Annotated in this window: 12 protein-coding genes; 7 read left to right on the forward strand and 5 right to left on the reverse strand. The window is 37.4% G+C overall.

Annotated elements, in window-relative coordinates; all coding sequences use genetic code 11:
* Positions 1 to 222: 222 nt before the first annotated feature.
* The 5 genes from AW17_RS19660 to AW17_RS19680 form a co-directional block, all read right to left on the reverse strand.
* Positions 223 to 525: a DUF6607 family protein gene (locus AW17_RS19660; RefSeq protein ID WP_029279256.1), complete on the reverse strand. Its 303-nt coding sequence runs from the start codon at positions 523 to 525 to the stop codon at positions 223 to 225.
* A 23-nt stretch (positions 526 to 548) separates the two neighbouring features.
* Positions 549 to 1,754 carry a PepSY-associated TM helix domain-containing protein gene (locus AW17_RS19665; RefSeq protein ID WP_029279258.1) on the reverse strand — a complete coding sequence of 402 codons (1,206 nt, stop codon included), beginning with the start codon at positions 1,752 to 1,754 and terminating at the stop codon, positions 549 to 551.
* A gap of 77 nt (positions 1,755 to 1,831) precedes the next feature.
* Positions 1,832 to 2,542 (reverse strand): DUF4198 domain-containing protein, encoded by a 711-nt coding sequence (locus AW17_RS19670; protein WP_051691988.1) that lies wholly within the window; start codon positions 2,540 to 2,542, stop codon positions 1,832 to 1,834.
* A 64-nt stretch (positions 2,543 to 2,606) separates the two neighbouring features.
* Positions 2,607 to 5,045 (reverse strand): TonB-dependent receptor, encoded by a 2,439-nt coding sequence (locus AW17_RS19675; protein ID WP_029279267.1) that lies wholly within the window; start codon positions 5,043 to 5,045, stop codon positions 2,607 to 2,609.
* Positions 5,046 to 5,491: 446 nt separating this feature from the next.
* Positions 5,492 to 6,193: a DUF4397 domain-containing protein gene (locus AW17_RS19680; RefSeq protein WP_167343704.1), complete on the reverse strand. Its 702-nt coding sequence runs from the start codon at positions 6,191 to 6,193 to the stop codon at positions 5,492 to 5,494.
* Between the two features lie 581 nt (positions 6,194 to 6,774).
* On the opposite strand from AW17_RS19680, the gene AW17_RS19690 reads away from it, so the two are divergent.
* The 7 genes from AW17_RS19690 (at position 6,775) to AW17_RS19720 (ending at position 12,709) form a co-directional block, all read left to right on the forward strand.
* Positions 6,775 to 7,473: an N-acetyltransferase gene (locus AW17_RS19690; RefSeq protein WP_029279271.1), complete on the forward strand. Its 699-nt coding sequence runs from the start codon at positions 6,775 to 6,777 to the stop codon at positions 7,471 to 7,473.
* Between the two features lies 1 nt (position 7,474).
* Complete coding sequence (gene argG / locus AW17_RS19695; protein WP_029279273.1) at positions 7,475 to 8,662, forward strand: argininosuccinate synthase; 1,188 nt, start codon at positions 7,475 to 7,477, stop codon at positions 8,660 to 8,662.
* 93 nt (positions 8,663 to 8,755) lie between these two features.
* Positions 8,756 to 9,736 carry an N-acetyl-gamma-glutamyl-phosphate reductase gene (gene argC, locus AW17_RS19700; protein WP_029279275.1) on the forward strand — a complete coding sequence of 327 codons (981 nt, stop codon included), beginning with the start codon at positions 8,756 to 8,758 and terminating at the stop codon, positions 9,734 to 9,736.
* A 41-nt stretch (positions 9,737 to 9,777) separates the two neighbouring features.
* Positions 9,778 to 10,149: a four helix bundle protein gene (locus tag AW17_RS19705; protein ID WP_029279278.1), complete on the forward strand. Its 372-nt coding sequence runs from the start codon at positions 9,778 to 9,780 to the stop codon at positions 10,147 to 10,149.
* Between the two features lie 31 nt (positions 10,150 to 10,180).
* Positions 10,181 to 11,329 (forward strand): aspartate aminotransferase family protein, encoded by a 1,149-nt coding sequence (locus AW17_RS19710; protein WP_029279279.1) that lies wholly within the window; start codon positions 10,181 to 10,183, stop codon positions 11,327 to 11,329.
* 4 nt (positions 11,330 to 11,333) lie between these two features.
* Positions 11,334 to 11,708 carry a four helix bundle protein gene (locus AW17_RS19715; protein WP_029279281.1) on the forward strand — a complete coding sequence of 125 codons (375 nt, stop codon included), beginning with the start codon at positions 11,334 to 11,336 and terminating at the stop codon, positions 11,706 to 11,708.
* A gap of 29 nt (positions 11,709 to 11,737) precedes the next feature.
* On the forward strand, positions 11,738 to 12,709 hold the full coding sequence (locus tag AW17_RS19720) for a Rossmann-fold NAD(P)-binding domain-containing protein (RefSeq protein ID WP_029279282.1): 972 nt from the start codon (positions 11,738 to 11,740) through the stop codon (positions 12,707 to 12,709).
* Positions 12,710 to 12,791 lie beyond the last annotated feature (82 nt).

Genomic DNA, 12,791 nt, shown 5'->3' on the forward strand with positions numbered 1-12,791 from the left:
GAAAAGATATGTATGGGTACTGGCAAGATTGGGAGGTTGGAAAGGTTATGAAAGCAAGCGGACACCAGGAATAACAACCCTATGGATCGGACTAAGGTATTTTAGAGCAGCAAAAGAAGGATGGGACACATATAAAGATGTGTCCACACGATAGGAACATTCGGGACAGCATGACGACAATTGAAAATAAAAAAATGGTTGACAGTTAACAGGCCATTGCCATTAACCATCCACTATAAACGAGTTAATGGCCAACATGTGTTGAATTACAATTCTTTTAGCTTCATCAACAATAATCTCTGTCCATTCGTTGCCATGGCTTTCGTAAGGCTTACTGAATTTGTAGTTTGGATCTGGAGCAGTAACTTCACCGTAGTTGAAATTCACTTCATAAAAACCAGCCAATGATTTTATTGCTTTTCTATCCTTTTCTAGTTTTTCTTCCGGAGCGTCAACCTTTGTTTGTGCATTAGCATTAAGGGTGATCAAACCGGTTAATACTAAAATTAGGTTTAAAAATTTCATTTTTATTATTAATTAAGGTGTGCTTAGCTTTCCGCCACTGCGGTATTTTTTTTCTTTTTTCCTTTTCCCCACCAGATAATAAATCCGGTTATGGGTAAACTTGCTGCAATTAAACTGGCAAAAAAGGCCATTGTTTTTCCGGTTAATCCTAAAATGGCCCCTACGTGGATATCGTAATTCATACCGATTACCGTTTCTCCAGCATTTTTTTTAGACTGGTTTGCTCTGTGTAACAATTTGCCGGAATACTGATCGAACTGAAGTACATCGTAATTCCAAAACGTTTCTTTGCCACGGTATCCTGTGGCGTAAATGGTTGCCGAACCGCCATTGGCAGGCGACATGGCAATGCGATCTTCATTTTTTAATATTTTTCTGGCTTGCTCAAAAGCAATATCGAAAGGAATTGCAGTAATGGTTTTGGTCGAATCTGATTTAACTTCCACCATTTTTGGGGGTGTGGTACTTCCCGAGGCGACTACGTAAACCGTGGTTTGGAACCATTGAAATGCCCAAACCAGACCAGTTAAGGCCAGCATTAGGCAGATCAGCATTACATAAAAACCCAGCACATTGTGCATGTCGTAATTAATGCGTTTAAACTTGGCCTTCCATTTTACTTTAAAGCTCTTATCGAAGTTTGATTTTTTTAGGTTTTTAGGCCACCACATCACCATTCCAGAAATGAGAAGAAATACAAAAATGAAGGTAGACCATCCGATAACCTGCTGGCCAATGGGATGATTGATCAACAAACTCCAATGGATCATTTTAACTATACCAAAAAACTCATATTTATAATCGGCAACTAAAGTTACTTTTCCGGTATAAGGGTTAATCAGCACAACATCGTAATAATCGATAGAATCGAAATACCAGAATGCCTTAGGGTTGCCAGGTTTATAAACGCCAAGTTCCCATGCCCTTCCTGGTGCTTTATAAGCAGAAACAAAGGTGATTTTCTTTTTATTCCCCAGTGCTTTTTCGGCATTGGCCTGTAGTACACTTAATGGTAGGGTTTTAGGATTTGATGGAACTTCTACAAAAATCTCCTTACGGCGAATGAGTTCGGTAATTTCTTTTTGAAAAGCATAAATACAACCGGTAACGCCCAACATCAGTACGATTAAACCAGATGCGATGCCCAGCCATAGGTGCAGCCAGTCGCTTATCCGCCTTAAACGCGATTTCTTGTTTTTTGATTTGGTTGATGTTTTTGTTAGTGCCATTAGCAAAGCTGTATTAATAAAAGAACCAATTAGCCTTTTTTAAGACTAATTGGCTTTAAATTTTTATAAAAATTCGACTATTTAACTTCAGTAGTATAAGTTACCAAATGCCAAACTTTATCGTAGTCTTTTCCATTTAATTTTCCTGGCGTTTTATCTTCAGTAAAAGCTTCCAGAAAATAATTTCCTTTTTTTTCTGGTTTGAAAGTGAATTTTCCTTCTGCATCTGTTTCAGTAGGCTGTGCTTTTCGATCAGTATTTACAACGGTTAATTTTTGTTTTGCAAAAGGCACTGTGTTGTAAATTACCTGATGAACCGAGGTTTCACCCACTTTTAAAGCATGTTTATCTGGTCTGATGGTTAATGCTGCAGTTGCAGGGAAAGCAATGTTTATTTTTGAATTTCCTACAGCAACATCTGCAAAAGCATAATATTCAATTTTAGCTTTTTCATAAACGTCAGCAACTTCATGCACTACAGAAAGTTTATACGTACCTTCTTGATCTGGAGTGAAGCTGGCTTTGAAGAAACGTACATCAGCAGTGGTTGGTAAAACCTTGGTTGTTCCATTTGGAGCAGTTAAAACCAGCTTAAATTCTTTTAAGTTGCTGAACCATTTTGCCGCAGAATCAGGTTCGTTGCTTTCGTATTCTCCGAAGAAAACTTTCACCTCCTGTGCTTGTCCTTTTTTGCCTGTTGAGGCGGTTTCTATCCATAAAGCATGAGCAAATGTGCTCGAAATGCTAAAGGTTAGAAAGAAAAATAGTAATGAGATTTTAGTTTTCATTTTTTCTGGTTTGGGTTTAGATCAGGAGCAAAAGATCTGATCCAGTTGCTCCCGATTGATTTAATTAAAATTTGTAAGTAACACTTCCAGTAAAGGCTCTCAGGTCCTGAGGGTTCATTGTACTGTAACCGGTCCAGTATTTTTGGTTGGTAAAATTGTCTGCTTTAACACCAAGTCTAAATCTATGATGATCATAAAATACTGATGCGTTAAAAACCTCATAAGCAGGTAATATAAATACGCCCTGGTTAACACTGTTTACAATTTTATTGTCGCTGGCATAATTACCGCCGGCACCTAATCCAAAACCTTTAAGTGATCCTGTAGCGAATTTATAACTGATCCATAAATTTGCTGAATAAGGTGCTGCCGAATAAGCATCTCTTCTGCCTTCTACATCTGGCGATGCATTTTCTAAATGGTTATCGTTATAAGCGAAACCTGCAATAATATTTAAACCGTTAATCGGGTTTGCAATAACTTCGGCTTCTATACCTTTGCTGATTTTATTTCCATCCTGGATTTGTGCATTTGGATTTGATGGATCTCCGTTATAACCCCTAACAATATCTTTAACTTTAATATAATAGTAAGATACAGCGCCTGTTAACTTACCATTAAATATGTTTGTTTTAACTCCACCTTCAATTTGGTTTGCTTGCTCTGGTTTAAAAGCATTACCTTGATAATCTATACCGTTTAAGTTGTTAAAGCCGTTTTGGTAATTGGCAAATAATGAGAGCTGATCTTTAATCGGCTGAAACACCAAGCCAAATTTTGGAGAAAAAACAGTTTGTTTGTACGCCCCTTTTGGTGCCGAGCCTGCACGATCGGAATTACCTTTGTTATCAAACCTATCTACCCTTAATGCAGCTAAGGCGATTAACCTATCTGTTAAGTTAATTACATCAGAAACATAAGCACTGTATGTATTGGTTTTGAAGTTATACGGATATTTAGGAACACTAGGAAGTGCCGCATAAAATGCAGCTAAATTAGCTTCAGTAAAATTATTGTAGTTGGCATCGGTTCCGTCTTTTTTGGTCAGATCAAAAGTATCTATCGAATAAAATAACTGATCGGAGTTTTGTCTTAAATAATCGAGGCCTAAAACCATTCTGTTTTTTACCGAACCTAAGTTAAAAGCGCCATTAAAATTTTGCTGTACCTCGTAAGTGAAAATCTTACTGTTATCAGTTGATTGATCTGCTCTTGATATCAAATCGGCACCTGGGGCAGCCGTTGGGTTACCCAGTGGAGGATAGTTGTTTGGGACTAAGAACAAATACGTACCACGGCCATTAGAGAAACTATAGTTGCTTGAAAAGCTGGTGTGAGACGACCAATTATCATTAAACTTGTAATTAGCCTGTCCGAAGAAGTTTGAGCTATTGTATTTTTGCCTCATCGCATCAGCGGTGAAGGACTTGTCGTAAGCTATTCCAGATTGATCCGCCCTATCAAAACCAAGGTCTTTTACAGGGAAATAGAAGAAAACGAATGGTTTTAGGGTGCTTGTACCGTTGGCAATTTCGGCATCAAAAACAAAGTCTAATTTATCGTTTACTTTATAAGACAGGCTAGGCGCAATGAAGAAACCTTTGTCGTAAACATTCTCCTGGAAAGAACCTTTGTAATTGTAAGAAGTATTTAACCGGGCATAAATGTGGTTATCTTTATCAACAGGAAAATTGAAATCGGTACTAACCCGGTTAAAATCGTAGCTACCTGTCGAAAAGCTTACTGCGCCTCCCATTCCTTCGAAAGGTTTTTTGGTTATGCGGTTAATTAAACCACCATATGAGGTTAATGTACTACCGAATAAAGTAGCAGATGGACCTTTTATAAACTCTACATTTTCTAAGTTAGCAGCATCGTTTCGGCCGGTTACGTTACCAGCAATTCCATTTCTGAGTTTAGCTTGTACAATAAAACCTCTTGATGCGTAATAAGCACCACCATCGCCACCGCGCGAAGTTGATTCCCACATTTTTTGAACGCCAGTCGCATTGCGGGCAGCATCATCAACCGAAAACACAAGCTGATCGGCCATTGTTTCCTTCGTAATCGTGGTATATACCTGTGGGTTTTCTAGGTTGTTAAGCGGCATTTTTGAAACGAATTCACTTTTCTTAGCGATATACTTATTTATGCCCTGGTTAATATTTACTTCATTAAGCTGATTTGAATTTTGGTTGATTACAAAATCAACGGTTTTGTTCTCTCCAGCGGTAATAACTATTGGTTTTTCTATATTTTGGATACCAACAGCCGATACCCTTAAAGTATAAGATCCTGGTTTAACTCTTTGGATTTCGAAAATACCCTTCTCGTTGGTCACATTTCCTAAACCTTTTCCTTTTAAACCTACCGAAATATAAGCAGCTGGCTTGCCATCAGAGGTGGTAACTGTACCGCTTATGGTCGAAAACTGTTGGGCAAAGGAGAGTAGACTGGTAAAAGTTAAAAAAAACGTTATACAGAAAAGTCTGATTTTAAGCATGATAATATTTATTTGGATTAATTCTAAACTGCTGCAAAATAACGGTAGAAAATCTTATTATCCAAATTATTTTGAATTATTCTAAATAGTGGTTTTTGATAACAAATAAATGCGGTTTAACAGCTTAATCCAAATGATAAGAATCTTGTTTGTAGTTTAAAAAAACTATTAGATATGATTGCCTATGTTTTTTGAAATTTGGGTTTGAAGTACACGAATTAATTAGTGTTGCTAAAAGCGGGTATATCAATTCGTAAGCTAAGAATGTGAATAAGTTCAGTATAATACTTTTTTGAGTTTAGAAATGCTGAACTTTTTTATAAAGATTGGTTGTACTTAAACAATGTTGATACAGTAGCAAGGAAGTACGGTTTCATTCTCAAATAAAAATCGCATTACAGTATTGAATCCAATAACGTAATGCGATTTAAAAAGATTTTATTCTACTATTTAATCAATATCACCTGTAAACTTAAAGGGCGTTCAGTTTCATTTGCAGGTGTTACCAAACCACCGCAAATAATGTCATAATGATAACCCGCTGCAAAACTGGTGCTGGCGGAAGTGGCTTTAACTGTTCCCGATGAAGTTTCTTTTGCATCCAATGTATAAGTTCCTGCATCTACAGCAATAAAACCACTCGCATTTTTATAGGCTTTATTGGTAATCAATGTTGTTGTGGCGCTGGTTTTTGCTAAATCCAATGCAGGTGCATCAGGTGATAAATTGATAAAGCGGATGTAAGCTTTATCAGTTGATGGTATAGAAAGATCATCACCAATGGTATAAACATCGAGCGCCGCCGGTTTATTAATTAAATAAGAAGAGTAATAGGTCCTTGCATTTAAAGTAACGGTTTTGGTTAACAAGCTCTCTGCGCTACTGGCCGTCGTAAATTTTAAACTGTAAGCGCCTGCGGCATAAGAAAGATAAGCAGCAGAGCCTCCAAATGGTAAAGCTGCCGAATTAACCATGCTGCCATTAAAGTAAGCATTATAGGTAGCCAAAGAAGGTGATGCATTGATTACCCTTAAATAAGATATGTTGGGATCGGCAGTTTCGGTTTTTTTACATGAAGTTAATGCTGTAAAAGCAATTAGAACAAATAAAGGGATCGATTTGAAATGAAATGGCGTAAAATTCTTCATACGGTTAAAATTTGATTTAATATTTAAGGAGTATCCATAAAACGATAGCCAGATCGCATTCGCTACAGACATACAAATATTGAATTTAAACTGTATTACGGGATGTTAAATGATGTTAAGCAGATGTTAAAGTTTGTTGCGTTTTTTTAACAATGTTAAAATTGGCAAAAGAATCTATAACTGAAATGCACAATACTCGAATTTTTTATAAATTTATAAGTGGCCTCAATACTTGTTTAAGTCAGATTAGTTCAATAAAATGGAAAGCTTAACATAAAAAAATGATGATATTATTGTGTAACTCGATTTTTATTTAAACCTTTGCACCTCAATAGAGTTAAAGCCGTTTTAATACGCAAGAAATGATTAAACAAATTTTATATAAACTTTCTGTTTCCACAGCACAAAATGTGTCTGGGAAAGGTATGTTTATTAATCATTTTCAGCCTGTGTTTTATTATCCCACAAGCCGGCAAAATTTCACTCCACGTATTTAGTACCTACACTAAACGTAACGAGGAATTGATCCTCTCTAAAAACCCAATTAACAAGAATACTTATAATTTTTCGTTAGAAAACGAATGGATATTAACGAATTTATAGTGCAGGTTGCACTTCCTGAACATCGTGTATTTGCAGAAGAAATAGTAACCGAAATGGCAGAATCGGCAAAAGCTCGTGGAACAGGGATTGCTAAGCGTTCGCCGGAATATATTTCTGATAAAATGCAAGAAGGCAAATCGGTTATTGCTTTCCATAAAGATGGCTCTTGGGCAGGATTTTGCTATATAGAAACCTGGAGCCACGGACAGTTTGTGGCCAATAGTGGCTTAGTGGTAAGTCCTAAATACCGCAAAGCGGGATTAGCAAAAGCCATCAAAAATGAAATTTTCGGTTTATCGAGAAAGTTGTATCCAAAGGCAAAAATATTTGGTTTAACAACGGGCTTGGCCGTAATGAAAATCAATTCTGATTTAGGCTATGAGCCTGTAACCTACAGCGAACTTACCCAGGATGAAGAGTTTTGGAAAGGCTGCCAAAGTTGCGTAAACTTCGAAATTTTAAAAATGAAGGAACGCAAAAACTGCATGTGTACAGCTATGCTTTACGATCCGGCTGAGAAGAAACATGAGGTAGCCAAGCAATTTGCCGAAGAACTGCAGAAGAAACCCAAATTATACGAGCGCTTTAGGCGCATTAAACAGCGTTTAGTTGTTAAACCTAAGCCAAAAAATGGCTTAAAGGCCCTTTTATTTTTATTTACCTTTTTATTTAAATAGCATGAAAAAAGTTGTTTTAGCATTTAGCGGAGGCTTAGATACCTCATTTTGTTGTATTTACCTGGCACAAGATCGTGGATTAGAAGTTCATTCAGTAATTGTAAATACTGGTGGTTTTTCTGATGAAGAGTTACAGGAAATTGAGAAAAGAGCATATGCTTTAGGCGTAAAATCGCATGCTGTTGTAGATGAAACTGAAAGTTACTATGAAGGATGCATTAAGTACCTGGTTTTTGGTAACGTATTAAAAAATGCTACTTATCCATTATCGGTAAGTGCAGAGCGTGTTAGTCAGGCAACAGCTATTGCCAACTACGTAAAAAAAATTGGTGCAGATTATGTAGCTCATGGAAGTACCGGTGCAGGTAACGATCAGGTACGTTTCGATATGATCTTCAATATCCTTATCCCAGAGGTTGAAATCATTACTCCAATTAGAGATTTAAAATTATCCCGCGAAGCGGAAATTGAATATTTGGCACAACATGGTGTAGAATACAGTGCCGAAAAAGCAAGATATTCCATCAACAAAGGTTTATGGGGGACTTCAGTAGGAGGAAAGGAAACTTTAACTTCTCACGAAACCTTACCAGAAAGCGCCTGGCCAACCCAGGTTTCGGAAACAGAATCGCGCAGGGTAGAATTAACCTTCGAAAAAGGTGAACTGGTTGCTATTGATGGCGAAAAATTAGCACCTGTTAGGGCAATCCAAAAATTACAGGCAATCGCTCAGCCTTTTGGTATCGGTAGAGATATCCACGTTGGTGATACCATTATTGGTATTAAAGGTCGCGTAGGTTTTGAGGCTGCTGGCCCCATTATTATTATCAAAGCACATCATACTTTAGAAAAACACACCTTAACTAAATGGCAGTTAAGCTGGAAAGAACAACTATCGTCTTTCTATGGTAATTGGCTGCACGAAGGTCAGTTCCACGATCCAATTATGCGGAATATTGAGGCTTTTTTAGCCGATACACAAAAATTTGTGAGCGGTAAAGTATTTGTAGAGTTGTTGCCATACCGTTTCCAGATTATCGGAATTGAATCTAACCATGATTTAATGAGCAATAAATTTGGTAGCTATGGCGAAATGAATAACGCCTGGAGCGGAGAAGACGTTAAAGGTTTCTCTAAAATATTTGGTAACCAGGTAATGATCTGGCATAAAGTAAATAACGAGGCATAGCCTCAAAGGCAGAAGGTAGAGGGTTTAAGGTTTAAGGCTGCATTAGCATTTAAACCTTAAACCTTAAGCCTCAAACCCTAAACCCTTTTAAATATGAAAATTAAAGCAGGAATAATTGGTGGTGCGGGTTACACAGGGGGCGAAATGTTGCGTATTTTGGTTAATCACCCAAATGTTGAAATTGCTTTTGTAAACAGTACAAGCAATGCCGGGAACTTAATTTCTGATGTACACACTGATTTAATAGGCGATACAGATCTAAAGTTTGTGAGCGATATTTCACAGGATATTGATGTGCTTTTCCTTTGTGTTGGCCATGGCGATGCGAAGAAGTTTTTAGCCGCTAATCCAATTAACGATAACATTAAAATCATCGATTTGTCGCAGGATTTCAGGTTGCATGCAAATGCCAGCTTTTCCACAAAAGACTTTGTTTATGGATTACCCGAGCTAAACCGCGATAAAATTAAAGCAGCTAAAAATATTGCTAATCCCGGCTGTTTTGCAACTTGTATCCAATTAGGTTTGTTACCATTGGCTGCTAAAGGACTTATTCAAAATGAGGTTCATATTAATGCAACTACGGGATCAACAGGTGCAGGGCAGGGTTTATCTACCACGTCGCACTTCAGTTGGAGAAACAATAACCTCTCTGTTTATAAAGCATTTGAACACCAGCATTTGAATGAGATTAGCGAGAGTTTGTTGCAGTTGCAACCATCACTTTCTGAAACTTTAAGTTTTATTCCACAGCGTGGTGCATTTACCAGAGGTATTTTAGCTGCCATGTACCTGGAAAGTGATTTAAGTTTAGAAGAGGCGCAAAATATTTACGAAGCATATTATAGTGCTCATCCTTTTACGCATGTAAGCCGGAAAAACATCGATTTAAAACAGGTTGTGAACACCAACAAGGCATTGGTACATATAGAAAAACACGGTGGTAAATTATTTATCATCAGTATTATTGATAACCTGTTAAAAGGTGCCAGCGGACAAGCGGTTCAGAATATGAATTTAATGTTCGGTTTGGATGAAACAGCAGGACTTAAGTTAAAAGCAGCGAACTTTTAATGAAGGTAAGGGGTGTAGGGTTTAAGGCGTAAGGTAAAACAATGAGAGATTACAAAAAACTTGACGTTTGGAAAAAGGCACATGAATTGAATATGTTCATCAAAAAGAATATTGCAACTCAATTCCCAAAAGAGGAGAGATTTGAATTGAGCTCACAACTTACCCGGGCTTCCTTATCTATACCCTTGAATATTGTTGAAGGATGTGGAAGATTTACAGATAAAGATTTTGCGCATTTTCTTGATAATGCTTTAGGTTCTGCCAACGAGATAGATTATTGTTGTTTATGTGCTTCTGAATTAAAGTATATAAGTGAAGATGATTATCTAAAAGTGAACCAATCAATTAACGAAGTTAGGGCAATGCTAATTTCATTTTTAAAATTTTTGAGAAGTGGAGGGAAAAAACCTTAAACCTTACACCTCAAACCTTATACCTCAAAAAATGCAACTATTCGACGTTTACCCACTTAACGATATAGAAATAACAAAAGCGGCAGGCAGTAATGTTTGGGATGCTAATGATCAGCAATATTTAGATTTATATGGCGGTCATGCTGTAATTTCAATCGGGCATACCAACCCACATTATGTAAACCGCTTAACTGATCAATTAAATAAAGTTGGTTTTTATTCAAATTCAGTAAAAATTCCTTTGCAGGTTCAGCTTGCAGAATTATTGGGAACCGTTTCTGGTAAAAAAGACTTTCAGCTCTTTTTATGTAATTCTGGAGCTGAGGCAAATGAAAATGCGTTAAAACTGGCTTCATTTTACAATGGAAGAAAAAAGGTAATTGCTTTTACAGGCGCTTTCCACGGACGTACATCTTTGGCAGTTGCCGTAACCGATAATCCTAAAATTGTAGCACCGGTTAACCAGACCGAAAATGTAATCTTTTTGCCTTTCAATAATGAGGTTGCTTTAGAAGAAACTTTTAAAGCACAGGGCAATGAAATTTCGGCTGTTATTATTGAAGGCATTCAAGGTGTTGGCGGGATTAAAGAAGCTTCGAAAAGTTTCTTGCAAAAAATCCGTTCACTTTGTGATGAATATAATGCAGTATATATTGCCGACAGCGTACAATGCGGTTATGGACGTACAGGCTCGTTTTACTCGCACGATTACTCCGGGGTTGAAGCAGATGTTTATACCATGGCGAAAGGAATGGGTAATGGCTTTCCAGTGGCAGGGATCTCTATTGCACCTAAATTTAAACCTTGGCATGGAGAATTGGGTACAACTTTCGGTGGCAACCATTTAGCTTGTGCTGCGGCGCTATCTGTTTTAGAGGTAATGCAACAGGAAAACCTGATGAAAAATGCAGAAGAAGTAGGAAGTTACTTAATTGCCGAATTGAAGAAATTTGAGCAGGTGGTAGAAGTACGTGGCCGTGGGTTAATGATCGGTATTGAGCTACCTGCTGAACTGGCGCATGTTAAAAAAGAATTATTGTTTACACACCATATTTTTACCGGTGAGGCAAAACCGAATGTGATCCGTTTGTTGCCAGCCTTAAATTTAACGAAAGCACATGCTGATGAGTTTTTGGCAGCTTTTGAAAAAGCGGTAAAAGGTGTAGGGCATAAGGTTTAGGGTGATGAGAGACTATAAAAAACTTGACGTTTGGAAAAAAGCTCATGAATTAAATATGTTCATCAAGAAAGATATTGCAATTAGATTTCCAAAAGAAGAAAGGTTTGAATTAACGTCTCAATTAACTAGAGCAGCACTTTCTATACCTTTAAATATTGTTGAAGGATGTGGAAGATTTACCGATAAAGATTTTGCCCATTTTTTAGATACAGCGTTGGGCTCAACCAATGAAATTGATTATTGTTGTTTATGTGCTTCAGAATTAAAATACATAAGCGACGAAGAATATTTAAAAGTTAACCAATCAATAAATGAAGTTAGGGCAATGCTAATTTCTTTTTTGAAATTTTTAAGAGCAGGTGGAAAGGAAAAATCTTAAACCCTACACCTTAAACCTTATACCTTAATATGAAACTTTTCACTTCCGTACACGATGTTCCAAGCATCAAACAGTTTGTAAATGATGCGCTAGCGTTAAAGGCGAATCCTTATGCGCACCAAGATTTAGGTAAGAACAAAACCTTAGGTTTAGTTTTTATGAATCCAAGTTTACGTACCCGGTTAAGTACGCAAAAAGCGGCCTTAAACTTAGGTATGAATGTAATGGTGATGAATCTGGATAAAGAAGGTTGGGCTTTAGAAACACAGGATGGTGTAGTGATGAATGGTTCGACGGTTGAACATATTCGCGAAGCTGCTGCCGTAATGGGCCAATATTGCGATGTTTTGGGCTTGCGTTCTTTTCCGAAACTGAACAACCGCGAAGAAGATTATAGTGAAGATTTCTTCAATAAATTTGTGAAATACTGTGCTATACCTGTAGTGAGTTTAGAGAGCGCAACGCGCCACCCATTGCAAAGTTTTGCCGATATTATTACCATTCACGAAACCTGGACAAAGAAACCTGATGGGCGCAAACCAAAGGTAGTTTTGGCTTGGGCGCCTCATGTAAAGGCTTTGCCTCAGGCGGTACCAAATTCTTTTGCAGAGTGGATGTGCAAAGCTCAGGCTGAAGGAATGATCGATTTTACCATTGCGCAACCAGAGGGTTACGAGCTTTCGGAAGATTTTACGCCTAATGCCGATATTCAGTATAATTTAGAAGAAGCTTTGGCCGGTGCTGATTATGTGTATGTGAAGAACTGGAGTAGTTATAAAGAGTATGGAAAAGTGTTAACTTATCCCGATGGCTGGATGATGAATAATGAGAAATTAAAATTCACAAACGATGCTAAAGTAATGCATTGCTTACCTGTACGCCGCGATCTGGAATTATCATCAGAGATTTTGGATGGACCAAATTCATTGGTTATTCACGAAGCCGGAAACCGTTTATGGGCGGCACAAGCAGTGATTAAAGCAATGTTGGAGGAATTGTAAATCATATGCCTCGGCTCGTGTCCTCACGAACCTAAATTATTAATATGGTGAAACAAAACTATTAATGTGGTTGGTGGAGACA

Source organism: Pedobacter borealis DSM 19626 (genome assembly GCF_000708285.2).
In the GTDB taxonomy this organism is placed as follows: Bacteria; Bacteroidota; Bacteroidia; order Sphingobacteriales; family Sphingobacteriaceae; genus Pedobacter; species Pedobacter borealis.